Below are 25,278 nucleotides of genomic sequence, written 5' to 3' on the forward strand. Positions count from 1 at the left end.
CAACATCCTGATGCACCCCTTCCACATGCTGGGTGTGGCTGGTGTGTTCGGCGGCTCCCTGTTCTCGGCCATGCACGGTTCGCTCGTCACCAGCTCGCTGGTGCGTGAGACGACCGAAAGCGAGAGCCAGAACTACGGCTATAAGTTCGGCCAAGAAGAAGAGACCTACAACATCGTGGCTGCTCACGGCTACTTCGGTCGCCTGATCTTCCAGTACGCCTCCTTCAACAACAGCCGCAGCCTGCACTTCTTCCTGGCTGCCTGGCCGGTGGTGGGCATCTGGTTCACCGCCCTGGGCGTGAGCACGATGGCCTTCAACCTCAACGGTTTCAACTTCAACCAGTCGGTGCTGGATGCCCAGGGCCGGGTGCTCAACACCTGGGCCGATGTGCTCAACCGCGGCAACCTCGGCTTTGAGGTGATGCACGAGCGCAATGCCCACAACTTCCCGCTCGACCTGGCCCTGCTGGAGTCGGTGCCGGTGGCGCTGCAGGCTCCGGCGATCGGCTGAGCCAGCCTCTGTCGCCAGCCGCCGGGGGCCACCTCCCCTGGCACCTGCACCCCAGAAGGCCTCCGCTGCGGCGGGGGCCTTTTCTTCTGGCCCCGGCAGCACCTCCGCTGCCGCAGGCACGTGCCGCACCAGCAACGGTTACGTCAGCGCCGCTTGTGTTCTCTTAGACCATTTTCGTGTTTGACGTTGCGCCGTTGATGGCGGCCCGCTCGATTCTCAGGCGTCCTGCCCTGGCCCTTTGTGGCGTGCTGATGCTCACCAGTGGCGCCCTGCTGGGTTGCACGCCGTCGCCGCGTCCGGCCGAGCAGACACCGGCCCCCGGCACCTCCGCGGCTGGCACGCCAGGGGCCGCAGCGCCGCAAGGGAAACCGCGTGTGCTCACCACGTTCACAATCCTGGCCGACATGGCCCGCCAGGTGGCCGGCGATCACCTGCAGGTGGAGTCGATCACCCGGCCGGGTGCCGAGATCCACGGCTACGAACCCAGCCCCAGCGATCTGCGGCGGGCTGAGGGGGCCCAGCTGGTGCTGGTCAACGGCTTCGGCCTCGAGCGTTGGGCCGATCGGTTTCTCTCCGGCCTGCCGGACGTGCCGCGGGTGGTGCTCACCGAGGGCATCAAGCCCCTTCCGATCGCCGGGGATGCCTACGCCGGCAAGCCCAATCCACACGCCTGGATGTCGCCCTTGCTGGCGGAGGTTTATGTGGAGAACATCCGCAAGGCCTTCACCCAGCTCGCCCCCGCCCATGCGGCCGATTTCAGGCGCAACGCAGAGGCCTACCGCGCTGAGCTGCGCGGCCTCGACAGGGACCTGCGCCGCGATCTGGCCACCCTGCCGCCCCAGCACCGCCTGCTGGCCACCTGCGAAGGCGCCTTCTCCTACCTCGCCCGCGATTACGGCCTCACCGAGGCCTACCTCTGGCCTGTCAATGCCGAATCCCAGGTCACCCCGCAGCGCATGGCCCGCCTGATCGCCACGGTCCGAGAGCGCCAGGTGCCGGCGGTGTTCTGCGAAAGCACAGTGTCGGCAGAGGCGCAGAAGCAGGTGGCGGCGGAGAGCGGCAGCCGCTTTGCCGGTGTTTTCTTCGTGGATTCCCTGTCGCCTGAAGGTGGCCCGGCCTCCTCCCTGCTGGAGCTGCAGCGGCACAATGTATCCACACTGATCAACGGACTCAAGGGGCGCTGAGCCGATGCAACACCGCCCGCCCCGCCCGCCTCAGCACCGCCCGGCCCAGGAGCGGATCGTCGTCGACAACCTCTGCTACGCCTACAACGGGGTGGTGGCTCTGCATGACGTGTCGCTGCGGGCCTACGCCGGCAGCATCTGCGCCCTCGTGGGCATGAACGGCGCCGGAAAATCCACCCTGTTCAAGGCGCTGATGGGGTTCGTGAACCCTTCGCGCGGCACCATCGCCATCAACGGCGTGCCCCTGCGTGAAGCCCTGCGACAGCAGGCGGTGGCCTATGTGCCGCAGACCGAAAGCGTCGACTGGAACTTCCCGGTGAGCGTGGCGAACGTGGTGATGATGGGCCGCTACGGCACCATGAACCTGCTGCGCATTCCCCGCCGCCGCGACCACCAGGCCGTGCGTGAGAGCCTGGAGCGGGTGGAGCTCTGGCCGTTGCGCCACCGCCAGATCGGTCAGCTCTCGGGGGGCCAGCGCAAGCGGGCTTTCGTCGCCCGAGCCCTTGCCCAGGAGGCGTCAGTGATGCTGCTCGATGAACCCTTCGCCGGCGTGGACATCCGCACCGAGAAGCTGCTGATCCAGCTGTTCCAGCAGTTCCGCCAGGAAGGCCGCACGCTGCTGATCTCCACCCACGATCTGAGCCACGTCACCGGCTTCTGCGACGACGTGGTGCTGATCAATAAGACCGTGCTCGCTTACGGCGACACCTCCGAGGTGTTCACGCAGGAGAACGTGGCCCGCACCTTCGGCGGCGGACCGCTCGATTCGCTCACGATCACCCCGCCGGATCCGTCCGGTGAGGGCGACCTGTGATGGACGCGCTCCCCTGGCTCACCGAACCATTGCAGCATGCCTTCATGCAGCGGGCCCTGCTGGTGAGCATGCTCGTGGCCTCCGTCTGCGGCCTGCTCTCCTGCTACATGACCCTCAAAGGCTGGGCGCTGATGGGCGATGCGGTGTCCCATGCGGTGATGCCCGGCGTGGTGATCGCCTATGCCCTCAACCTGCCCTTCGCCCTCGGCGCCTTCGTGTTCGGAGTGGGATCGGTGGCGGTGATCGGCTACATCAAGCAGATGACGCGCATCAAGGAAGACACCGTGATCGGGCTGGTGTTTACCGGATTCTTCGCCTTCGGCCTGATCCTGGTGTCGAAGGTGCGCAGCAGCATCGATCTCACCCACATCCTGTTCGGCAATGTGCTGGGCATCAGCCCCGCTGACATCCAGCAGACGCTCTGGATCTGCGGCCTGGTGCTGGCGGTGCTGCTGCTGCTGCGCCGTGACTTGATTCTGTTCTGCTTCGATCCCACCCACGCCCGCTCGATCGGCATCCACACCGGCGTGCTGCATTACCTGTTGCTGGCGGTGCTGTCATTAGCGGCGGTGGCCGGCCTGCAGACCGTGGGCATCATCCTGGTGGTGGCCATGCTGGTCACCCCGGGGGCCACGGCTCACCTGCTCACCGATCGCTTCGACAGGATGACCTGGATCGCCGTCGGCTCCGCCATGCTCTCCAGTGTGGTCGGCATCTACTGGAGCTACTGGCTGGATGCCTCCACCGGCGGCTGCATCGTGGTGGTCCAGACCTGCCTCTTCCTGGCCAGCTTCCTGTTCGCGCCCCGCCATGGGCTGATGGCGCAGCTGCGGCAGTGAGAGCCTCCAACGGCCTGTCCCCCACGCCGAGGCTGCGGCAGGGGTGGCCCTGGTGGCCGCTGCTGCCGCTCTATCCCTATGGCCGCCGCCGCACCCTGGTGCGCGAGCTTGTGCCTGGCCAGATCTGGAGTTTCGAGCAACTGCAGGGCGTGCTCTATGTGGCGGTGCCGATCCGCATGACCGTGGCACGCCTCACCGATGGGCTGCTGCTCTACGCGCCAGTGGCGCCCACCCAGGAGCTGCTGCACAGCCTGCGCGAGCTCGAAGCCCGCTATGGGCCGGTGCGCACGATCGTGCTGCCCACCAGCTCAGGGCTGGAGCACAAGCTGCCGGTGCCGGCGATGGCCCGGGCCTTTCCTGCCGCCACCGTGTGGGTGAGCCCGTGCCAGTGGAGCTTTCCGCTGCCGCTGCCCCTGCCCTGGCTCGGATTTCCCGCTGGCCGCACCCGGGTGCTGTTCGAGCAGGGCCTGCCCCACGCCGAGCAGCTGCAATGGGAGATGCTTGGCCCGCTGGACCTGGGCCTCGGCACCTTCGTGGAAGTGGCCTGCCTGCACCGGGCCAGCGGCAGCCTGCTCGTCACCGATGCGCTGGTGGCCATCTCCAGCGAACCGCCGGAGATCTTCAGCACCGATCCCACGCCCCTGCTGTTCCATGCCCGCGAGCAGGGCACGGAGCCGCTCAGCGATGGCCAGGAGCAACGGCGGCGCGGCTGGATGCGGCTGGTGCTGTTCGCCTCCTACCTGCGGCCGTCCGCGCTGGAGGTGCGACCCTGGCCAGAGGTGATCGCCGGCAGCTTCCGGCCGGGGCTGCGCGCCGCAAAGGCCTACTTCGGCCTCTACCCCTTTCGCTGGCAGCCCGGTTGGGTGGCTGAATTCGAGGCGCTGCTGGGCGGTGATGCCCATCCTCTGCAGGTGGCGCCGGTGTTGGAGCGGCTGGTGTTTCCCAGGGCCCGCACCGCCCTGGTGGCTTGGCTGCGGCGGCTCGCCCAACTGCCAAGCATTCGCCAGGTGGTGCCTGCCCACTACGCGGCACCTGTGGCGTCCACCCAGGAGGATCTCCAGCGCCTCGCCGATGCCCTGGAGCAGCGCCCGTGGGCGCCCTCCAGCGGATCGTGGGCATTCCTCGCAGGCATCGACAGCGCCCTTGTGCGTTGGGGCGTGGTGCCGGAGGTGCCGGCAGCGGAGCCTCAACCCGCCTCAAAGGGCTGATCAGCCTGGATCTGGAGAGGCCCTGCGGGGCTCTGGGCTCAGAGGCTCAGCTCGCCGGGGTCGGCATCGAGGGCGCCTTCGCCGAACAGGCTGCTCTCCAGTTCCATGCGCTGCTCCATCTGGCGCAGGAAGTAACCCGTCATCATCGCGGAGGCCAGCAGGCCAGCGAGATTGTCGCGACTGGCCTGGATCTTCACTTCAAACTGCTCGCCCGGCAGCATGCCCAGCAGGCCCTGAACGTTGTGGCGGATGATGTCCTGAATGTCGCCGCTGGCGGATCGGGCCACACGCTGCAAAACGTCCGGAGATTGCTCCTGCAGGTACTGGATCAGCGAGTTGCCGCTGATTGATTCGCTGTCGGTCGTCAGGAACTCCGGGTTGAACATCTCCGGTGTGCTCTGCGTCACGGCCTGCACCATAACGCAGCTCTCCGGGTCAACCCACCGCCGCAGAGGGGGAGAACCGAATCGGCCCTAGCGCGTGCCAGGGCCAGTAGCGAAACACGGCAGTGCCGATCACATGGTCGGCCGGCAGGGGGCCCCAGAGGTGCGAATCGAAGCTGGCATTGCGGTTGTCGCCCATGACCAGCAGACAATCAGGCGGCACGGCGAGCGGCGCCAGCTCGTAGGCGATCGGCTCGGCCCGCCACGGCTCCGGCACCGGCTGGCCGTTGCGGATCAGCTGGCCGTCATGGACGGCGATCCGATCCCCCGCCGCTCCCACCACCCGCTTGATCAGGGCGGCATCGGGGTCGTAGCCGGCCGCCAGCAAGGCGTCGGGAGGGTGGAACACCACGATCGTGCCCACCGGCAGGGGCCGGTGCAGGCGAGCCCGCAGTTTCTCCACCAGCACCCGGTCGTTGAGCTGAAGGGTGGGCAACATGGAGCCGGAGGGGATCCAGCGGGGTTCGATCACCGCCCAGCGCAGCAGCAGCGCCACGCCCACCCACAGCAGCAACAGGCCGACCTGGCGCAGCAGCCCGGCGCGGCCTCCGGCCGGAGAGCTGCCGCCGGTGGGAGTGACGCTCATGTCGGGGGGGCTCCAGTCGTGGGCATGATCAGGCCATCCTGAACAGTCATGAGCCCCGGTGAGCGGCGACGACGGCCTCGGCAGCCAAGCCCCAGCGTGCAAAGACGCTCACGCGGCGGCCAATCTGGGCGCGGCTCATGCGCTGCTGCTGGCCTTCCGGCACCTGGGGCTGCGGCGGCTCGTGCTCTGCCCCGGCAGCCGCTCGGCGCCGCTGGCGATTGCGGCCGGCCTGCTGGAGGCCGAAGGCGGAGACCTGCGGCTTTACACGGCGATCGACGAGCGCTCCGCTGCGTTCTTCGCGCTGGGGCTGAGCCGCGCCGATGGCCTGCCGGCGGCGGTGATCACCACGTCCGGCACGGCGGTGGCCAACCTGCTGCCGGCGGCGGTGGAAGCAGACCATGGCGCGATTCCGCTGCTGCTGCTCAGCGCCGACCGGCCCCAGCGGCTGAAGGGGCGCGGCGCCAACCAGACGGTGAACCAGGAGGACTTTCTGCGCTGCAGCTGCCGCTGGGCCGGTGCTGGCGCTGCCGAGGGACTGGCCGTGATGATGCCCGCCAGCCTGCAGGCGCTCGCGCAGCGGGCCTGGCAGGAGGCCATCGGCCACCCGGCCGGCCCTGTGCACCTCAACCTGGCCTTCGAGGAGCCGCTCCATCCCTCGGCCGCCGCCATCGCGGCGCTGATGGCCCGTAAGCCCAGCGACAGGGGGGTGGGGGTTCAGCCGGAGCCGTCCGTGACCTCGGAAGCCTTGCCGCTGCTGGATCCCGATCAGCCCGGCGTGATCGTGGCCGGGCCCTGGCGCGGTGCCCCAGACCAGTGGCCGGCCCACCTGCAGGCCCTGCAACGCTGGCAGCGGCGCAGCGGCTGGCCCCTGCTCGCTGATGGCCTTTCGGGCCTGCGGGGTCAGCCGCTGCTGGAGCTGGTGGCGGGCTACGACCTGCTGCTGGAGGAGCCCACGGAGCAGTTGCAGGTGTCCCAGTTGCTGCGGCTCGGGCCCCTGCCCGCCAGCCGCCGGCTGCAGCACTGGATCGGGCGCCAGTGCGGTTGCCAGCTGGTGATCAGCGAGGGCGACCCGCGCGATCTCGATCCGCTCGGCACTGCCAGCCACCGCTTCGGCCATGGGCTGGCGGCCTGGTGCCGGGCGCTGCCTGCGGCGCTCTGGGCGGGGGAGCCGCCGGCGGCCAACCGCGCCTGGAAACGGCGCTGGATGGAGCTGGAGCACACGGTGCAGGCCGGGCTCAGTCAGGCCCTGCCGGCCACGGGTGCTGCCAATGAACCCGCCATCGCCCGGGCCCTGAGCCTGCTGTTGCCGCCGCAGCTGCCGGTGATGCTGGCCAGCAGCAGTCCCGTGCGCGACTGGGAAAGCTTTGCAGCCCAGGCGGGCGCCCCTCGGCCACTGTTCGGCTTCCGTGGTGCCTCCGGCATCGATGGCACCCTCTCGCTGGCGGCCGGCCTGGCGGAAAGCGCCGGATCCCTGCTGCTGCTCTGCGGTGACCTCGCCCTCCTGCACGACAGCAACGGCTGGCTCTGGCGCCAGCAGCTGCGCGGGCGCCTCACTGTGGTGCTGATCGACAACGGCGGTGGTGGCATTTTCGAGCAGCTGCCAATCCGCTCCACCGGCGCCTCGCCCGTTCCGCCGGAGGTTGCCGCGCCCTTCGATTTTGAGCGCCTGTTCGCCATGCCGCAGAGCCTCGATCAGGCCGCCCTGGCGGTGTTGCATGGCGTGCCCGTGCGGCGCGTGGCTCAGCTGGAGGAGCTGGAGGAGGCACTGGCCTGGGCGCTGCCCCAGCCCCTGGCCCTGCTGGAGCTGCGCACCGATCGCCAGGCGGATGCCCACCTGCGCCAGCAGCTGCGGGCCGCGCTGGCGCCTGGCTCCCCAGCCTGAGCCGGCCCACGGCTCCGCAGAATGAGCCGAAGCCGCTGCCGTTGTCAGGCCTGATGCGCCCCGATTCCGCCGCACCTCCCTCCCAGCCCGCGCCGGCAGATCCCGTGCTGCCCTGCACAGCACCGGTGCTCTGGACGCCGGCCGCCACCTACACCGACATCCGCTTCGACACCTGCGCGCAGGGGATGGCCCGCATTGCGATCAACCGGCCGGCCAAGCGCAATGCTTTTCGCCCGCTCACGGTGCAGGAGCTGTGCGATGCCTTTTCGCGCGTACGCGACGATCCCAGCATCGGCGTGGTGCTGTTCACCGGTGTCGGGCCGGCCGCCGATGGCGGCTATGCATTCTGCTCCGGTGGCGACCAGAGCGTGCGCGGCGATGGCGGCTACCTCGATGCCAGCGGCCTGCCGCGGCTGAATGTACTCGACCTGCAGCGGCTGATCCGTTCGCTGCCCAAGGTGGTGATCGCCCTGGTGGCGGGCTATGCGATCGGTGGCGGGCAGGTGCTTCACCTGCTCTGTGATCTGAGCCTGGCGGCGGAGAACGCGGTGTTCGGCCAGACGGGCCCACGGGTGGGCAGCTTCGATGGCGGCTTCGGCGCCGGCTACCTCGCCCGCGTGGTGGGGCAGCGCAAGGCACGCGAAATCTGGTTTCTCTGCCGCCGCTACGACGCCAGCCAGGCCCTGGCCATGGGGCTCGTCAATGCGGTGGTGCCGTTGGAGGAGCTGGAGGCGGAAGGAGTGCGCTGGGGCCTGGAGATCCTGCAGCACAGCCCTACTGCGATTCGCTGCCTCAAGGCAGCCTTCAATGCCGAAACCGACGGCATGGCCGGCATTCAGGAGCTGGCGGGCCAGGCCACCCATCTTTTTTATCGCACGGAAGAAGGGCAGGAAGGACGCAACGCCTTTCTTGAAAAGCGCGAGCCGGATTTCAGCGACGCGCCGTGGCTTCCCTGAAGCGCCGCGCGACCAGCCCGGGAGGGGACCTCACCAGGAAAGGACATACTGCAAGTTGTGGGATATACGGCCGAACGGCGGCGTCCCGGTCCCCCCTGCGTCCTGCTCCCCGCGATGACCGCCTACCCCATACCGGACAACGAGGCTGAGCGCCAGGCGGCTCTGGACGAGCAACACATTCTGGATGCGGAGTCCGATGAGGACTTCAATCGCATCACACGCCTGGCCAGCCAGATGCTGGGCGTGCCGACGGCCCTGATTTCCCTGGTCGATCGCCAGCGGCAGTGGTTTCTCTCCCGGGTGGGTCTGGAGGCGAGTGAAACGCCCAGGGATGTGGCCTTCTGTGCCCACGCCATCTGCGGCAATGACGTCCTGGTCGTCAATGACGCCAGTGCGGACGAGCGTTTCAAGGACAATCCCCTGGTGACGGGGAATCCCAACATCCGCTTCTATGCCGGGGTGCCGTTGCGGACCCACTCCGGCTTCAACCTCGGAACCCTGTGCGTGATCAGCCCCCAGCCGAGGCAACTCGCCGGCAACGAACAACAACTGCTGCAGGACCTTGCTGGGATGGTGATCCTGCACATGGAATCGCGGCGCAACAGTTACCTCTGCTCCCTCACGGGCCTCAAGAACCGAAGGCCCTTCTTCGATGCAGGTCTGAACGAGTTCCGGCGGCAAAGGGAGAACGGAGAACCGTTGACCCTGATGATCTTCGGTCTGGATGACTTCCATGATTTCTGCACACGATTCGGCCAACAACAGGGCGATCGGTTACTTCAGGAGCTGGCCAGACAACTGCAATCGGACTTTGGGGAGAGCGCCCTCTACGGGCGTGTGAGTGATGACGAGTTCGCCGTGTTGCAGACAGGCTTGGTGGGGCAGGAGGCGGTAGCCCAGGCGGAGGGCTTCCGTTCCGGCCTGGCTCTCCAGGGCTGGCTGGTGGGGGGAGTCCGCCATCCTCTGCCCGTCAGCCTGGGCACGGCTTGCGCCAGCAGCGACGACACCAGCTTCAAGGACCTGTTCCAACGGGCTGAAGCGGCCCTGAAGCAGGCCAGGCTGTCCGGAACAAGCCTGCCTGGCTGAACCGAGCCACACTCACGGGGCCAGTACAGCCGCGTGGGCCCGGGACAGGGCGGCTTGCAGGGACTCGACCCTGATGGGCTTACCAATGAAATCATTCATGCCGCTGGCCAGGGCCTCGTCACGGTCGCAGTAACGAATGTTGGCGGTGACCGCGACGATCCAGGGCCGCACTGTGTTGCCGGCCTGCTCACGAATTCTGCGGGTGGCCTCAAAGCCATCCACCTTGGGCATGCGCAGATCCATCAGGATGATGTCCGGATCCAGCTGGCGATACTGGCTCAGGGCCTCTTCCCCATCGCGCGCCACGCTGACGCCGTAGCCGAGACGCTGGAGCATCAATTCGCAGACACGGGCATTGACGACATTGTCTTCCGCCAGAAGAATCCGTAGCGGGTGGTCTTCGGCGAAGCTGGTTGTTGTCTGTACTTCTGGCGCTGCAGGTGATTCAGGGATCGCCACCGGCAGGATCACCGTGAAAAGGCTGCCCTGACCCTGTTCGCTCTCCACCTCAATCGCACCGCCCATGGCGACGACAAGGTGATGGCAGATGGCCAATCCCAACCCTGCGCCGCCATGGACGCGGGTGGTGGTGGAATCAGCCTGCGAAAAAGGCTGGAACAAGGACTCTTGGGCGGAGTCGGAGATTCCGGGCCCGGTGTCACGGACGCGGAAGACCAACGGAACCCAGCCATCGGGCTGGAAAGCCTGAGATGAAACGGTGATGGACACCTCTCCGCTCACTGTGTACTTGATCGCATTACTGACCAGATTCACCACGATCTGACGCAGGTGGAGAGGATCTGACAGCACGACATCGGGGAGGGCAGGGTCGAGGGAGAGGGTTAACACCAGCCCTTTGGTCTGCGCTTGTTCGGCGAACAAGGCCATCACCTCGGCGAACAGAGGCCGAAGCTGGCAGGGAGCGGAGTCGATCACCAGATGGCCGCTGTCGATCGCTGAGACGTCGAGCAGTTGGTTGAGCAACAGCAGCAGGGATTCCCCAGAGTTCCTTACCGTCTGCAGACAGGATTGTTGGTGGGGGGTCAGGCCAGTGCTGAGCAGAATGTTGGTGAGGCCAATCACTCCATTCAGTGGCGTTCGCAGCTCATGACCCATGGTGGCCAGGAAGGTGCTCTTAGCGAGGTTGGCCTGTTGTGCTTCAGCCGCCACTTGACGGGCCAGATCAGCCGCTTCCAGGCTGGATTCCAGGGCCGAAGCCGTGGATCGCAGGTAACGGCAGTGCAGGAAGCCGGCAAAGGCCGAAAGCAGGGCACTGCCTGCCAGAGAGAGACCCAGGCTCAGGCGCAAGGGAAACAGTTGCTGATTGAGGTTAGCCAGGGAGAGATCAACACCCACAATGGCCGTCCCCTCGCCGTCCTGGAATGGGGCATAGGCCGACAGGGAGGAGCCCCATTGATCGGTGTAGGGAACGGAACTGACCCTGGGCTTGGCAAGCCGGGCTGCGATCAGGGCATCGGCCGGGGCATCTGCATAGAGCTGACCAACGCTGGCGACGCTGGAGTCGTCTCCCGGATTCTTGAAGAAGACCGTGCTATCCAGACCAAATTGCAAGGGCTTTGATCGACCCCTCAGGGTGTAAGCGTAAAAGATATCCGGCACCGATCTCCTCAGCTTGATCAAAGGCTCGGAGGCCTGGCGATAGAGCTGGCTGCCCATCTGATCAGGACGGCGTATCTGGGTGTGCAGATCACCCTTCATCTCCGCCGCCGTGACCATGGCCAGATCCAGCAGCCGCTGCTGGACAGACCTGAAGAGAGTCCGTTCAGCCACCCAGTAGGTAACAATCAGGGCAGAGGTGGCAATGGAAAAAATGCCCAAAGCCAGCAGGATGGAAGGCCGTGAAAACCTGCACCTTGACCCCGATGGACCATCAATGGTGCTCACGCCACCCCTCATCGCATCACTCAGTATCATTCGGACGTAGCCGACTCTGTGGCTCGGCGCCAATCGCGATACCTGCTCAAGGCCACTCGAAGATCCGCCAATCGAAGTGGTTTGGAGAGAAAGTCGTTCATCCCAGCCGCTGCACACTCCTGCCGGTGGGTGTCGAATGAATAGGCTGTCAGGGCAATGATGTAGAGATCAGAGTAACCTTCGCTGCGCAATTGGCGTGAGGCGGCCAAACCGTCAAGACCAGGCATGGCCACATCCATGAAGATGAGATCCACGCTCCCATTCCTGACGAACTGAATGGCCGCATTGCCGTCTCCCACCGCGTCAGCGGTTAGATGCAATCTGGCCAGCATCAGCTCAAGCACCCTGCGGTTGACGCGGTTATCATCAGCAACGAGAATTCTGATTTCAGGCTCCAAGCTCTCCTCGGGATTGTCCCTGACAATCTCACCCTGCTTCTGCGCAACCAGCGTGAACGGCAGACTGACCGTAAAGCAACTGCCGGATCCGAGACTCGAATCGACGGATATATCTCCCCCCATCAATTGACACAATCTCGAACAGATGGCGAGGCCGAGGCCGGCACTTTGCTGCGTCTGGGCGGGATTGGCATGGCCAATGAACTCCTCAAAGATAAGCGGTAGAGCCTCCCTGGAGATGCCAATACCCGTGTCGGAAACATGGAACATGAAGGATCTCCCGTTAGCCGTGGCCGCCAAGGTATCAACGCTGAGGCGAATCTCCCCCTGATTGGTGTACTTGCAAGCATTCCCCAGCAGGTTGAACAGAATCTGGCGTAGCTTGAGATCATCACCAAAGAGCCATCTCGGCGTATCCGGTGGCATGCTGAGGTGCAAGCCGAGGTGTCTTACAGAGGCTTGATACTGAAAGAGATGAATGATGTCATTGAGTAAACCATGAAGGTCGAAGGTTCTGGGATTGAGTGCCAATCGCCCGGTTTCAATCTGCGAGATGTCCAGAATGTCGTTGATCAGGCTTAGCAGATACTCGCCGTTTTGATGAATCGTTTCGAGCATCTCCCGTTGCTGCCCCTCCATGGAGCTGCTGAGCAGCACATCCGTCATCCCGATCACAGCGTTCAATGGGGTGCGGATTTCATGGCTCATGTTGGCCAGAAACCGGGTTTTGGATTGGCTGGCTGCCAGGGCCTCATCGCGCGCCAGCTGCAACGCGCGGGTTCGCTCGACCACCTGGTCCTCCAGCTGGTCACGGGCATCGATCAACTTGTCCTGGGCCTGAACAATCGCGCTTTTGTCCCTGAAGGTGAACACCAAAGACGGCTTACCAGGGAGATCGACAGTCGCCCAGGACACCTCAATCACCTGGCGGAGAGGCGCACCCAGCAGTTCCCAGGTGCTGGATCCTTCTGATCCCGAGCTCCAGAACGGCAGGCCTGATCGCCTGTCGCTGAGCTCGTGGAGATAGGGCCTCGGGAGGATCTGGCTCAGGCATTGGCCAAGGCTCTGCAAGCGGGACAAACCCACGAACCGATCAAACGATGCATTCGTCCATTCCACGATTCCGTTGAGATCGGTGAAGGCAAGGGCCTCGTCAACGGCTCCCAGGGCCGCCTCCAGCCTCCCGAGAGTGCTGCGAAGCTGGCCGACAAGGGTCTGGTCCGGCATGCACGCCTCAGGTCAACGGACGCAGGGTTGCCGCGAACACCCAGCTATCGCCACGGCGTTCGGCCACAATGAAATGCTCCGAGTTGATGGCCTGGTTGTCTTTACAGATGGTCATCAATTGCAGGGGATGGTTGAGAATCTGCGATTCACCAACGATCTGGAAACGGGAGAAGCCGAGATGGTGGGCGTCTTGATAAGCAGCCGGCAGAATCATGGAAAGAGAATGGCCCTTGAGATCGTCCAATGTCCATCCATAGGTCGTCTCAAACAGATCGTTGATCTCTACAATCAACCCTTCCTGGTCGGCAGCGACAAAGGGAAGAGATTGGCGTCGTAACTCTTCAATCGTGACCATGAACCTCGCGGCTGAACCGGCCTACCTGGTTACGAACTGTAGCGCTATGCTCCATTGGCTCCCTCCTACCCCCTATGTCGAATGGGGGCTTGTGGTCAGACCCACACCCGCTCGCCACCAGCCGGCGGGCGGGTCTCAAGTCCCCAGGCCCAGACGAATGGGCTTTCGGCGATGAGTGGTAAACTCTTAGCAATTTGCGTTTCAATGTGTGGATAATCTGTACATCCTGAAACCCATGGGCCTGCTCGACGCCCAGAGTGGCGCTGAGTTGCGGCAGTCTGTCGGTTCAGTTCTGGCGGAGCAACCCAGGGACATCCTGATTGATTGCCAGGGCGTCGACTTCATGGACAGCAGCGGATTCGGCGCTCTGGTTTCCGTGCTCAAACGGGTCAAGGAGCAAGGTCAGCAACTGTTTCTTTGCGGCCTGTGCAGCCAGGTCCGCATCGTTCTGGACCTCACCGGCACCGAAAAAGTGTTCACCACGTTTCCGAACAGTGAGGCCTGCATCGCCGCATTGGCTGCCGATCAATCGGGCGGCTCAACCAACACCTGAACAACCAGAAGGCCCGTAACGATCACGACAGCAGCGCCCGGATCAGCGAGTAGTCATCGGTGAATGGCGCATTGTCCGAGACGTGGAGGATCTGGGACAGCAACCGATCCAGGCCATCGTCACCAGCGAGCACGTCTTGGCACTGCTCCACCAGTTGCATGAAGTCGGGCAGTGTGCCCATCAAGCCACCGGGCCTCGGCACTTCATAGAGGCCATCGCTGTAGATGAGAAGACAGGCCCCTTCGCCCACCTCCAGGCTCTCGGTGCCATAGGTCGCGTCGTCGAACAGGCCCACGGCCATGCCCTGACCTTTGAGCCAATGGCAGGGAAATGCACTGGTGCGGCTCCAGAGAAAGGCTGGGGGATGGCCCGCGCTGGCAAAACTCAGGGTTCGGCTGGAGGGCTGATACACCCCATACCAAAGCGTCAGATACCGCCCCTGGTGACGCTCCATCGGAAACCCGGAGTTCAGGGTCTGCAGCACAGCGCCCGGATCACGCAGATCAACGGGCAGCGAGCGGGAGCGCAGCTGGTTGTGGACGGAAATCGAGGGGAAGGCCGCCGCCAGGCCATGGCCGGAGCCATCGGCGAGGTAGAGGACGAAGTGGTCGTCATCAAGCCAGAAGAAATCAAACGAATCACCACCCAGTTCATGGCAGGGCTCGAAACGGGAGTCCGCCCGCACCGCACCAGCGATGGGCTCAGGCAGCAGGGATCGCACATAACTGGCCGCCTCCTCCAGCTCCTGATCCAGCCGCAACTTCTGCTGATGCAACTCACTCGCCAGGAGCTTCAGCCGTTCATTGGCCTGGTGCAGGCGGATGCCGGAGCGGACACGGGCCAGCAGCTCCTCCGGATCCACCGGCTTGCTGAGGAAATCATCGGCGCCGCAGTCGAGCCCCTCCACCCGGTCTTCCACCCGGGAGCGTGAGGTCAGCAGGATGAAGTGGGCCGATTCCAGGTCCGGTTCCGCCTTGATTGCCCGGCAGACGTCCAGCCCATTCATGCCGTCCATCAACCAGTCGCAGACGACAACCGTGGGGGGGCAGAGACGGGCCTTCACCACGGCACTGTCACCCGAATCCGCCACAACAACCTGGTAGCCCTGGGCGCGTAGACGGACCTCGAGGATGCGGGAATGGATGCGGTCGTCATCCACCAGCAGGATCGAAATCGGGGCGGGACAACCTTCCATCGGCGTCAGGTGTCCATCGGACGCCGCTGGCGCAGAGCTTCGGTCACCCGTCCAGCCTCGACAAGCAGCTGATCGATTCTGACCTGGGGCCACAGCTCCGAATCGGAGCGCAGGGACTCCTCAACCTGGCCGCACAGCGTGGCCAACCGCAGGGCCCCCAGGCTGGCACTGGGGGAGCGCAGCGAATGGGCAGCGGCGATCATCGCCGGGGGATCGTGGTACTGGTGGGCCATCACCACCGACGAAACGAGTCGCATCGCGTCCTCGAGGTAGAGGTCGATGAGCTCCTGGAGCACAGCCACAGCCCCGTCTCCCATGGCTTGCTCCAATTCCTCCCAGGCGGCCGCGTCGATCGGGTCGGCCCCTCCAGCCGTTGGCGCTTGGGGTTGGTCGCGGGGCTGGTAGTGCTCCAGGGCGTAGGTGAGCTGGGCAGGCACGATCGGCTTGGCCAGAAAGTCGTCCATGCCGGCCTGGAGGCAGGCCTGGCGATCCTCCGGACGGCCATGGGCGGTCATGGCAATGATCCAGGGCTGCACGAAGGGAGCCGGCAGACACCGGATCGCCCGTGTGGTCGCGTAACCATCAAGCTCCGGCATCTGCACGTCCATGAACAGCACGTCGAAGGGGGTCTCCTGCACGGCCGCGAGCGCCTCAGAGCCCGAAGCCACGGCCTCGGCCCGGTAACCCAGCCGCTGCAGCAACTGAAGCGCCAACTGGCGGTTCACGGGGATGTCATCGACGACGAGCAGCCGCAGCGGCAGCCGGTCGGCGAGGCGATGGGGGCCGCCCTGGGGGGCAGATTCGGGCGTCAGCGTTGGCGGCCCGGCCAGCCGCCGCTCCAAAGGGCTCTGCCCTTGCTGAATCAGGGCCAGGCGGAGCTGTTCGAGTCGCACAGGCTTGGAGAGCATCACAGCCGGCGTCTTGACCAGCGCTGCCAGGTCTGACACCTTGCACCTGTCAGCCAGGACGATCCAGGGGCGCACCTGAAGCAAGGGGTCCTGCAGAAAGGGGTCCTGCAGAAAGGCTGACGGGGTTGCCTCCCCTTCGGAGCACAGCAGCCGCCCATCGATGACCACCACTCCATGGCCGAGGTCGCCGATCTGGGACTGGGAGATCCGCATGGGGATCTGGCAGAGATCGGGGGCGATCACCGACAGCCCCATCCAGCCCAGCTGCTTCTGGAGCACGGCGCGCAGGGTGGGATTGCCGACCAGCAGCAGGATGGCGGACGCCGGGGGCACCAGGGGCTCCGGGCTGTTGCTGGCCTGGGGGGCCGGATCAAGATGCAGCAGCACGTTGAAGGTGAAGACACTGCCGACGCCTTCCTGGCTGGCCAGGTCGATCGAGCCCCCCATCAACTCACACAGGCGCCGTGTGATCGCCAGACCAAGGCCCGTGCCGCCGTAGCGCCGGGCGGTGGAGGGATCGGCCTGGCGGAAGGGCTCGAACAACTGGGGAATCAGCACGTCGGACACGCCGATGCCGGTGTCGCGGATCTGAAACGTGAACTGGCACGGGATCGGTTGGCCGGCCTCAGCGGCCTGGGGCTCCGCTGACACCGTGACGACGATCTCGCCCTGGGGGGTGAATTTGACCGCATTGCTCAGCAGGTTCCAGAGGATCTGGCGCAGACGGGTGAGGTCGCCGATGACGGCCGTGGGCAGGCCGGGCTCGATGTCGAGGATCATTTCCAGCGGCTTGTCCAAGAGGCGGGACACGCTCAGATCAAGGGCCTCTTCGATGCAGATGCGGAGGTTGAAGCGCTGCTCATCCAGCTGCATGGCACCGGATTCGATCTTCGAGAAGTCGAGAATGTCATTGATGATCGTCAGCAGGGAATCGGTGCTGCTGTTGATGATCTCGACATACTCCCGCTCCATGGGCTCCAGCTGGGAGTCCTGAAGTAAACCGGCCATGCCGATGATGGCGTTCATCGGAGTTCTGATCTCATGGCTCATCGTGGCCAGAAACGTATCCTTGGCGGCATTGGCGGCTTCAGCGGCCTGCTTGGCCGCCTCCAGCTCCGCATTGAGCGTCGACAGGCGCTGGGTCGACTCGCGCAACTCCCCACGCTGCGCGATCAGAATCTCATTGAGCTTCTGGCTTTCTGTGAGCGCCACATTCCTGGCCTGCAGCAGGAAAAGAAAGTCAACCAGGGAGTCATGCAAAGGAAAGTCATTGATCTTCAGACTGAGTTTCTTCAGGTCCTCCAGTTGCAGCAAACAGGGCGTACCAACAAACAACAGTTGTTCCCTTTCGTCAAGGCAACAGATCTGGCCCTTCAGTTGCAATGGAATCGCGGCGGACTTGAAAATCACGTGCCGGTCTGTGCAGTCACTCAGACTGGCGAAGTCCATGGGGACATCCGGTCGCAGCAGCAGGAAGTGCTCATCGAGGGGCTGCCCCAGCAGCTCCGGGACAGGAAGGATGCGACGCAGAACAGAGCCGACGGACTGGATACGTAGCTCACGGTCGACGACGAAATGGAAAGGGAACAGTGGATCAAGAAGGTGGTCAGGTAACGGCACGGAAGGCACCATCAGAAACGACGAACCTTCACTCGCTCGTCATGCCGTTATCCGGCCGACCTGCGACAGATTCAGAAGGCGGAGAAAGGCGAACGTGGAACAGGTCCGTGGCATCGCCCCTGTCGCGAGAGGCGATCTGATCGACCGCCAGTGGAGTACGAAAACGCTTGCCCAGGCCATGAAGCAGGCCGGTCACCATGGGGGCAAGGCCACGCCGCTTTGAACGGTACTCCAGTTGCATGGAGGCGTCAGCACTGTGCTCGCAACGGAAGGAGGGAGGCTGCAGCTCAGGAAAGGCCAGGGCGGCGCGGGCGTGGAGATTATCGAGATGATCCAGGAATTCTGGCAGGGTGTCCCCTGTGCTTTCGAGCAACTGCTCGTAACCTTCCGTGGCTGTGTAGGTGATCCAGTACTCACCAAACGCCTGCATGATCTGATCACCCGTGAGGCCAAGTTCCTCCGTGGCCGCCGCCACCAGCCGATGGGTCACGTCGTCGGGATAGGCCTGGTACGTGGAAAAGAAATCCAGATCCTGGAGATCGGCCCGCTCCTTGATGCGCTGCCACACCTCCTCACCATGGCGCGTGGTGACCATCTGCTGAATGGCCCGGTTGACAAGCCCGTACATCGTTGAACGGCCGAATAGATGAATCTAGCTCAGGGAACCAAGGGGCCAGACGACGACCGTCAGATCACATCGGGGAGTTGATCGAGGCACCACCGGAAATCGCGGCGTACCTGTTCACGCACGTGCTGATGATCGAACCGGCGCCCGCGGCTGGCCAGAATCGCTTCCAGCGCCGACGAAGGAACCAGGCTGGCCAGATCACAGCCGGGTAGATCGAGTCGCCGGCAGAGGTCCCTGCCCTTGTTGGAATAGTGGAGATGGTACGGAACCCGCCCGGCCGCCAGCGAAAGAACGGCCGTGTGAAAACGTACGGCAATCACGCTGTCGACCAGAGCGAACAGGGCCATGGCCAACTGCCAACTCGGCACGGCTGGATCGGCGACGAACGGGTTGAGGATGGCGGTGCCGGGGGCCCGTTCCTGGATGGCGGCGGCCACTTCGAGATCATTATCGGAGCCATAGGCGCCCGATTGGATCAAAATGACGGGCCTGAGTCCGGCCCCGGTGAGTTCAACGCTGAGCTGGGCCATTCTGGAAACGAAGGCCTCATTGTCGTGACCGTACATGCTGTCGAAACCACGCACAGACAGCACGGCTGCCTGGGATGGATCAATCCCTAGCCGCTCCAGGCATTGCCGCGCCGTGGCCTCCGCCAGGGGGGAGCTCTCCAGCACAAAGGCAATGTCGTAGGACAACCGTGCTTGAACCCCTGCGGCGCAGAGGCGCTGGTGACTTTCGGCATCCCGCACACAGACAGCCGCCAGGCGCTTTAAATAGCGCTGCAACAGGAGAAAGCTGAGGCCGTGGCAGGAGCGAGGGATCGACTGGCCGAACAGGATGGTGCGGTTCGGACTGTGCCTCAGTTCAGCCAGGTTCTTGAGGAAGGCTTTGGTGACAAACCATTCACGGGAATTGTTGAAGATGTCCCCCCCCACGCTCACGTAAGCGTCGCAATTCCTGGGCCGTTCGGACAAGAACGTGACCCCAAGGGTGGCATCGGGCCGTTCATCCTGAACGCAGCCCACCAGCTCCACATCAGGCAGCAACTGACGAAAGGCGCTGTAGATCGCTGCATCCCCCAGATTCAGGGTGCTGTAGGCGTTGATCAGGCCAATGCGCACGGGAGAGGGCAGAAGCGGAGAACAGTGATGGAAACGGCGCAGAAACGACTAACTCGTTACGCATGTATCCAGAGTGAACCAGGAGCAAGCCCCTCGCTCTTATCCTATCAGTTAAGGCCAGAAGGTAACCACGGGGTGGGTCGGGTGGCTTTTGCAACGACCTGAGCCAGACCTGCCGACCAATCAGATGGCTTGTCCAGATCCCTATGCCCAGGCTGCTGCTCGACTTAGCGGGTCTGGCAGGCAGCGTGAGCCAGGCCATCAGCGCAGAACACTTCTATCCTGGCGGCAATGATAGATTCAAGTAGACCGAATGAGTCGCCGCAGTTTACCTTTCACCATCTCCAAGGTAGGAACAGTACGGATAAACTTGCGATAGGCGGCTGCTATACCGAGTAGTTGAACAGGACGCTGACCGGCAAAGGCGGTTCGATCCAGCAGTGCAAACCATCGATCTTGAAAGTTTGCGGCATAATCTGCGTGCCAGGGCTTGACTTTGCCTAAGAAATGAATAATGCCATCTGAAAAACCAGCTTCAGCCCTGCCTTTGGAAGTATTCCATTTCGGATCGAGCACCAACCAATCGCCTGCCAAGACGATATTCAGAGCATCTTGATCCATTTGGTCAAGCAAATCATGGTTTTCCTGTGCAACCGCTAGAGCCTTCGATTGGATCTCATGATGCCTCCATGCATCCAGATCCATCACAATCACTCCTGAATTAAAGTACTGGCGAGGATTATCTAGTTTCAGCTTTTCGCGAAGTCGCTGCTGCTGCTGTGGAGTGTCTATGCCACCATCAATAACACAAGCACTGGATTTGCCATGCAGATCCAGAAGCTGCAGTTCAGTTAGATCCGAGCAAACGATTAAGTCCGTATCTAAATAGATGCAGCGAGATACACCCCCCAAATACTCGGGTATAAAGAAGCGCGCATAAGGAGATTTGCTCTTGACAAGCAGAGTGCTGCGGAAGCTATTGACCCGCTCAAGATTGAAATCAATAAAGCTAATTGTGCCGAGGTTGGAAGCTTGCCAGGAATTGGAAAGTTGCTGCTTATCGTCCTGTGAGAGATCGACGCAAATGGCGTAGACATTTAGGGTTGTGCTACAGGCTTCCAAAGCGGAACGAACGGTGACCGCTGCCCCCCAAAGATAGTTAGCCGTTGCCACGATTACAATGTTAACCATCGTACCTTCAGGGACCTTGCCACACGAATTTAGCTCAGTATTGTGATGGAGACTTGGCAGGGTGGCCTTCTCCCCAGCTCCAATGCCCCAGCAGCCGTGAGCATCCCAACGGCAGTGAGGGTCATGGATCCAGTTCCCGCCTGCATGCTCCAGCAGGCCCCCTACCAGTAGGAACGACGTCTGAGGTGGTGCGCAGCTCACCGGTGGGGGCATGGCGGCGCTCCTTGACAAGGCCTGGTGGACCAGGACGGCGCCAAGGCCCCAGGCTGTACCGGTTCCTGGGGGACGACCGGTTCTCACGAGCCTCAGCCTCGCGACAAGTAGTCGCAACACTGGCGGAGACAGCACGCCGCGCCGGCAGCGACCATTTGGAAGAGCCTTGCAGTAGCTCAACAGATTAGCCGGCACCCACTGATCGACTGCGCAGGGCTAACCTCGGTGATCGGGAACAGAGCGATACACCGACATAGCCGAAGATGGATAGGCAAGCAAGGGGCATTAAAGACACACGTTGCACCGGACCTGCCTCCAGGTGACGGGAATCATCAGGCGATTGAGTGATCATTCGTCAGTCTCGCCCAGGCTGAAAGCCGGTAGCCCGCTGTCTACGGATACGCTAAGATTGCCTGAGCAAGCCAAAAAGCGAACTCCCCCAGATCGACACAGATGTCGAAACTTCTATTTTGGCTTCTTGGACTCGCTTGCTTTGTTGGCACTGCAGGATCGTCCTTGGCATTACCGATCTCCCCAGGAGATCGTGTCAAGGTGACAATCCCTGAAGGGGAAGAATTCAGTGGCATCTTTGAAATCAATCTGAACGGAGAGCTTGAAATTCCCTTTTCCAAGGGAATCTACGCTGTGGGTCTTGAGCCGGAACAGCTTCAGAAGCGTGTCTATCAGGCCCTGGTGCAACAAGGCTTTTTCCAGCCATCTTTTCTCAGGGTCAGTCTGAGTGTCATCCAATGGGCACCTGTACCGGTCTTTGTCATTGGATCTGCTTTTCAGCCTGGGCGGTTACTAATCAACGAGTTGAGTGACGTTGAACAGACACAGACTCCTGTTCAACTTTCTGGGCAAGCTCCACTCAATCGTATGCTCACAACGGCACTCCGTCGTGCAGGAGGCATTACTCCCACGGCCGATGTCGCCGCGATACAGGTGAAACGAGGTTCAAAAAGGCAAGTGATTGACATGTCCGGGGCTTTCACGGGAGAACCTTTTAACGACATTCCACTCATTGCCGGTGATCAAGTCATTGTTCCGGACACTGGTACCGTTAATCCACTAATCGTTCGCCCTTCTCAGATTACGCCCGCTGAAGTTGAGATTAACATCTCAAATCTTACTGTTCCTGCGGCTGGAAACTCTGTTGCTGGCATTGGCTCTCAGGCTAGGAACTTTCCCTATGGATCTCGCTTGTCCCATGCGGTTGTCTCGGCCAACTGTGCTGGTGGAACCATGGTCACCAATGCGCGACGCCGAGCCATCCTGGTGAGAACAGAAAGGGCCTCGGGGAAGACGACCGTCTACGAGAGGGGAGTAGAAGATCTTCTTCGCGCGTCTACAGACAACGCCAACAACCCCTATCTCATGGCAGACGATGGAGTTGCCTGTTATGATTCGAAGATGACCAACTTCCAGGCTGTTCTTAGCATCTTTACTCAGTTTCTGAATCCATCCGTTTTGATTTATGATCGCAGTATTCCGTAGAATCTAGTGAAAGACTCTCCGCCGATCATCGGACGTCTCAGGCCTAAGGTGCAGGCCGTGCAAGAACCCTTGGGAAAGGCGGCGCGACTGTTTGCCGAACAGTTTCGAAATATTCCTGGGTTGAAGGCACCTGATCCAAAGGGATGGTGGAAAAAACTGAGTCGAACCGACAAGCTTCGTTGGAGTCGCTATCTATTCGTATCCACTTGTACGAATGGATTGATATGGGGCACCAGTATCCTTTATCTTGCACTTGCGAAGCCTGTCTATACAAGCTCTTGGGCTTTGGTTCTGCCTGGAAGCGCCAACGCTGTGAATTTAAGCCTGCCTGAGATTGGTCAAGCCACGGCATCAAACGAATCCCTTGGCTTGGCTACATTTGATCCTCGTGCAAATTATGAATACATCTTCGGTAGCGAGCAAGTCATCGCGCGGGCTGCCAAGATTGCCAATATCCCTAAAGCGGATTTCGCCAAACCTCGCATTAAGAACATTGATAATACAACGTTGATGCAGATTGATACCACCGGTCCATCTCCTATAGATGCCCGCAAGCGCGCCTATGCCTTGCATGACGCCATGGTAGAGCGTCTCAATGAGCTGCGTGTCAGCGAGATCGAACAACGGCAAGGTCCAGCACAGGAGATTCTGCTGGAAACGCAGCAGAAGCTTGAAACTGCTCAACAACAAGTTTCTGCATACAAGCGCAAGTCTGGCCTCACTTCCATAGAACAGGTTGAAATCCTGTCGGCTAACATTGAACAGCTACGCAAACAGAGAGCCGAGCTTGCTGCTCAGCAATCGCAGGCTGAGAGTCGATTACAGAAGTTGAGTCGTAGCCTGGGGCTGTCTCCTTCAGAGGCATCAGATGCGTTCAAGTTGCAGGTTGATCAGATCTTCCAGCAGAATGTGAAGGACTACAGCGAAGCAACGTCTATACTCAAAGTCCAACTGTCTAAATTCGGCCGTAATAATCCTCGTATTCTCAAAGAGATCAAGCGGCAAGAGGCCGCCAGACAGGCAATGAATCAGCGTGCCAAAGAGTTGCTCGGTCGCCCTCCATCGGCCCAGACTCTCACCAGGCTGGCGTTGACTGGTGCCAGTTCTGGCCGCGATTCACTCTTCCAGAACCTGGTGAACTACCAGTCAGATGCTTCAGGTGCAGCCTCACAGGTTCGCAAGCTTGATCAACAGATCAGCTCCTTGGAGGGGCGCCTCAGGTTGATGTCCCAGAAACAGTCTTCTTTGGAGAACCTTAAGCGGAATGAACAGATAGCAGAAGCTGTCTTTGCATCCACATTGGCCAAACTGGATCTTGGCCAGGCCAATATCTTTGCAGCATTCCCACTGATTCAAATAGCTGTGGAGCCATCCTTGCCAGAAACAGCTACGTCACCAAAGCGAACGTTGGTGCTTGCTGGCTCAGCATTTGGTTCCATCCTGACGACTGTAGGTCTTTGGATCCTATGGATCCGCAAGCCCTGGATCAAACGGGTCGCCAATTGGATTTCTACATAACAAGGGGTCTTCATTGGGACTTAAAACGCTTCTTTCAAGGGCATTCCAGTCTGAGGATGATCTTCAGCCAAGAAATTGGCCAGAGCGTTTGGTCTGGTGGTCGATTATTTGCACCTATCCTATCTGGTTATTCGGTGGCCTTTACGTTGTGGGGTCTGTTCTCTGCTGGCTACTTCTGGGTTGCCTACTGATCAAGATACTGGCCCGAATGGATCACCCAGAGGAAAATGAAGAAATTTCCATATCACCCGTGATCTGGCTTTGGATCATCGGCATGATCATCATGGAAGTTGCATTGATTGCAGGACATGTGAACTTCAACCTCGGGACTGGAGCTATCATCAAGTCCACGATTGGTTGGGCCAAAGGGTGGGCCGCCCTAGCGCTCTATCCGTTAGCAGGAGCTCTGCCGATTCGGAGCAGCATTCCCACACGTGCCATTTGCATCGTGGGCTTTCATACGCTCCTCATCATGCCGCTCCTTCTGCTAACCCCGCATCTGGGCCTGCCAGAAGTGCTCTATGTCTCGCCATTGAGAGCCGTCGGTGGTCCAGGAAATGAATTCTTTGATGTTCCACTCTACGAGATTGACGGTAGCACCGGTGACCTTCGCTGGCGGCTCTTCGCTCCATGGGGGCCTGCTCTTGGGTTTGTCGGCAATATCAACTTCATGATCTGTCTGCTGGAAAAAGATCGGAAATGGAAGGTTCTGGGCATCATTGGCTCGATCCTCATGTGCTTCGTCTGCAAGTCGCGTCTTGCCCAGCTCTGCATCATCCTGATTCCAGCCGTTACGGCAGTGGTATCAAGGCTGCGTCAACCATTCATGCTGATTTCTCTTGGGGTTGTTTCCTATCTTGGAGGCATCTTTGCTACGTCTATTCTTACCGCCATCAGCGACTACTGGGAAGGTTTCAAAGGTGCTCGGGCTGGCTCTACGCGCGTTCGCTTTGCCTTAAAGCGCATCGCCTTCCATCGCTGGGAGACAGAGGCTCCAATTTGGGGGCATGGTGTTGTAGAGGGCGGCCCCCATCTGGTTGAGTACATGGCCATTGGCTCCCATCACACCTGGGCCGGAGTGCTTTTTGTGAAGGGTATTGTTGGCTTCGTCGCTCTGGCTGTTCCCATGTTGGTTACAGCGCTTGATCTATTGCGCCGTGCTGCCAGTCCCCGCTATCAACTTGGCTCAGCCGGGCTGGGAATCATCATTCTCTTGTTTATGTATACATTCGGCGAGAATCTAGAAATTCTAGTCTACCTCTTTTGGCCTGGAATGCTTATCATGGGAATGGCTCTACAGGAGAACAAAGGCCCGCTCCAGCCAGAGATACTTCCCGTACCGTGATTCACACCCAATCCGCCAGCCGTGAGACACCTTGATGCCATGACGAGCATTCTGAAGGCAACAGC

Annotated in this window: 20 protein-coding genes and 3 pseudogenes; 12 read left to right on the plus strand and 11 right to left on the minus strand. The window is 61.6% G+C overall.

The window, feature by feature from the left end; all coding sequences use genetic code 11:
* The 5 genes and pseudogenes from KQ303_RS10935 to KQ303_RS10955 form a co-directional block, all read left to right on the plus strand.
* Nucleotides 1–511 (plus strand): annotated as a pseudogene (locus KQ303_RS10935) (photosystem II q(b) protein); the annotation flags it as partial.
* Nucleotides 512–762: 251 nt separating this feature from the next.
* A complete protein-coding gene (locus tag KQ303_RS10940) occupies nt 763–1,695 on the plus strand; it encodes a metal ABC transporter substrate-binding protein (protein ID WP_399233585.1) in 933 nt (310 codons plus the stop codon).
* A 4-nt stretch (nt 1,696–1,699) separates the two neighbouring features.
* Nucleotides 1,700–2,509, plus strand: coding sequence for a metal ABC transporter ATP-binding protein (locus tag KQ303_RS10945; RefSeq protein ID WP_259730311.1), 810 nt, complete (start codon nt 1,700–1,702; stop codon nt 2,507–2,509).
* Nucleotides 2,509–3,348, plus strand: a complete 840-nt coding sequence (locus KQ303_RS10950; protein WP_094512901.1) for a metal ABC transporter permease — start codon at nt 2,509–2,511, stop codon at nt 3,346–3,348. Before KQ303_RS10945 ends, KQ303_RS10950 begins: the two co-directional genes overlap by 1 nt.
* A complete protein-coding gene (locus KQ303_RS10955) occupies nt 3,345–4,556 on the plus strand; it encodes a DUF4336 domain-containing protein (protein WP_259730312.1) in 1,212 nt (403 codons plus the stop codon). Before KQ303_RS10950 ends, KQ303_RS10955 begins: the two co-directional genes overlap by 4 nt.
* Nucleotides 4,557–4,594: 38 nt before the next feature.
* Here the strand turns inward: KQ303_RS10955 and KQ303_RS10960 are convergent, their stop codons facing one another.
* Nucleotides 4,595–4,942, minus strand: a complete 348-nt coding sequence (locus KQ303_RS10960; protein ID WP_259730376.1) for a DUF760 domain-containing protein — start codon at nt 4,940–4,942, stop codon at nt 4,595–4,597.
* 49 nt (nt 4,943–4,991) lie between these two features.
* Nucleotides 4,992–5,585, minus strand: a complete 594-nt coding sequence (lepB, locus tag KQ303_RS10965) for a signal peptidase I (protein WP_259730313.1) — start codon at nt 5,583–5,585, stop codon at nt 4,992–4,994.
* 58 nt (nt 5,586–5,643) lie between these two features.
* Between lepB and menD the strand changes: the two genes are divergently transcribed.
* The 3 genes from menD (at nt 5,644) to KQ303_RS10980 (ending at nt 9,509) form a co-directional block, all read left to right on the plus strand.
* Nucleotides 5,644–7,467, plus strand: coding sequence for a 2-succinyl-5-enolpyruvyl-6-hydroxy-3-cyclohexene-1-carboxylic-acid synthase (menD, locus tag KQ303_RS10970; RefSeq protein WP_259730314.1), 1,824 nt, complete (start codon nt 5,644–5,646; stop codon nt 7,465–7,467).
* A gap of 53 nt (nt 7,468–7,520) precedes the next feature.
* The gene (menB, locus tag KQ303_RS10975) at nt 7,521–8,423 is read left to right on the plus strand and encodes a 1,4-dihydroxy-2-naphthoyl-CoA synthase (RefSeq protein ID WP_259730315.1); all 903 of its coding nucleotides are present in this window, start codon (nt 7,521–7,523) and stop codon (nt 8,421–8,423) included.
* Between the two features lie 114 nt (nt 8,424–8,537).
* Nucleotides 8,538–9,509, plus strand: a complete 972-nt coding sequence (locus KQ303_RS10980; protein WP_259730316.1) for a sensor domain-containing diguanylate cyclase — start codon at nt 8,538–8,540, stop codon at nt 9,507–9,509.
* A gap of 12 nt (nt 9,510–9,521) precedes the next feature.
* Here KQ303_RS10980 and KQ303_RS10985 read toward each other — a convergent pair whose 3' ends face one another.
* The 3 genes from KQ303_RS10985 to KQ303_RS10995 all read right to left on the minus strand — a co-directional run bounded on the left by KQ303_RS10985 (nt 9,522) and on the right by KQ303_RS10995 (nt 13,424).
* Nucleotides 9,522–11,300: an ATP-binding protein gene (locus KQ303_RS10985; protein WP_259730317.1), complete on the minus strand. Its 1,779-nt coding sequence runs from the start codon at nt 11,298–11,300 to the stop codon at nt 9,522–9,524.
* Between the two features lie 140 nt (nt 11,301–11,440).
* A complete protein-coding gene (locus tag KQ303_RS10990) occupies nt 11,441–13,069 on the minus strand; it encodes an ATP-binding protein (protein ID WP_259730318.1) in 1,629 nt (542 codons plus the stop codon).
* Nucleotides 13,070–13,076: 7 nt separating this feature from the next.
* Nucleotides 13,077–13,424, minus strand: a complete 348-nt coding sequence (locus KQ303_RS10995) for a PAS domain S-box protein (protein WP_255139779.1) — start codon at nt 13,422–13,424, stop codon at nt 13,077–13,079.
* Nucleotides 13,425–13,629: 205 nt separating this feature from the next.
* Between KQ303_RS10995 and KQ303_RS11000 the strand changes: the two are divergent.
* Nucleotides 13,630–13,977: pseudogene (locus tag KQ303_RS11000) on the plus strand (STAS domain-containing protein); the annotation flags it as partial.
* Between the two features lie 22 nt (nt 13,978–13,999).
* On the opposite strand, the gene KQ303_RS11005 reads toward KQ303_RS11000, so the two are convergent.
* The 6 genes and pseudogenes from KQ303_RS11005 to KQ303_RS11030 all read right to left on the minus strand — a co-directional run bounded on the left by KQ303_RS11005 (nt 14,000) and on the right by KQ303_RS11030 (nt 20,640).
* Complete coding sequence (locus KQ303_RS11005) at nt 14,000–15,172, minus strand: PP2C family protein-serine/threonine phosphatase (protein WP_259730320.1); 1,173 nt, start codon at nt 15,170–15,172, stop codon at nt 14,000–14,002.
* A 5-nt stretch (nt 15,173–15,177) separates the two neighbouring features.
* A complete protein-coding gene (locus tag KQ303_RS11010) occupies nt 15,178–17,106 on the minus strand; it encodes an ATP-binding protein (RefSeq protein WP_259730321.1) in 1,929 nt (642 codons plus the stop codon).
* A gap of 165 nt (nt 17,107–17,271) precedes the next feature.
* Nucleotides 17,272–17,712 (minus strand): annotated as a pseudogene (locus KQ303_RS14795) (hypothetical protein); the annotation flags it as partial.
* A gap of 16 nt (nt 17,713–17,728) precedes the next feature.
* Nucleotides 17,729–18,328, minus strand: coding sequence for a heme NO-binding domain-containing protein (locus KQ303_RS11020; protein ID WP_259730323.1), 600 nt, complete (start codon nt 18,326–18,328; stop codon nt 17,729–17,731).
* A gap of 59 nt (nt 18,329–18,387) precedes the next feature.
* Nucleotides 18,388–19,449 (minus strand): polysaccharide pyruvyl transferase family protein, encoded by a 1,062-nt coding sequence (locus KQ303_RS11025; protein WP_259730324.1) that lies wholly within the window; start codon nt 19,447–19,449, stop codon nt 18,388–18,390.
* A 300-nt stretch (nt 19,450–19,749) separates the two neighbouring features.
* On the minus strand, nt 19,750–20,640 hold the full coding sequence (locus KQ303_RS11030; RefSeq protein WP_259730325.1) for a glycosyltransferase family 8 protein: 891 nt from the start codon (nt 20,638–20,640) through the stop codon (nt 19,750–19,752).
* Nucleotides 20,641–21,306: 666 nt separating this feature from the next.
* Here KQ303_RS11030 and KQ303_RS11035 point away from each other — a divergent pair.
* The 3 genes from KQ303_RS11035 (at nt 21,307) to KQ303_RS11045 (ending at nt 25,213) form a co-directional block, all read left to right on the plus strand.
* Nucleotides 21,307–22,350 carry a polysaccharide biosynthesis/export family protein gene (locus tag KQ303_RS11035; RefSeq protein ID WP_259730326.1) on the plus strand — a complete coding sequence of 348 codons (1,044 nt, stop codon included), beginning with the start codon at nt 21,307–21,309 and terminating at the stop codon, nt 22,348–22,350.
* Between the two features lie 48 nt (nt 22,351–22,398).
* Entirely contained in the window at nt 22,399–23,868 is a 1,470-nt protein-coding gene (locus KQ303_RS11040; protein WP_259730327.1) for a hypothetical protein, read from the plus strand.
* 208 nt (nt 23,869–24,076) lie between these two features.
* Nucleotides 24,077–25,213, plus strand: coding sequence for an O-antigen ligase domain-containing protein (locus KQ303_RS11045; protein ID WP_259730328.1), 1,137 nt, complete (start codon nt 24,077–24,079; stop codon nt 25,211–25,213).
* The last annotated feature ends 65 nt before the right edge of the window (nt 25,214–25,278 follow it).

Origin of the sequence: Synechococcus sp. CS-1333, from assembly GCF_025128015.1 — a bacterium.
Classification (GTDB): domain Bacteria; phylum Cyanobacteriota; class Cyanobacteriia; order PCC-6307; family Cyanobiaceae; genus MW101C3.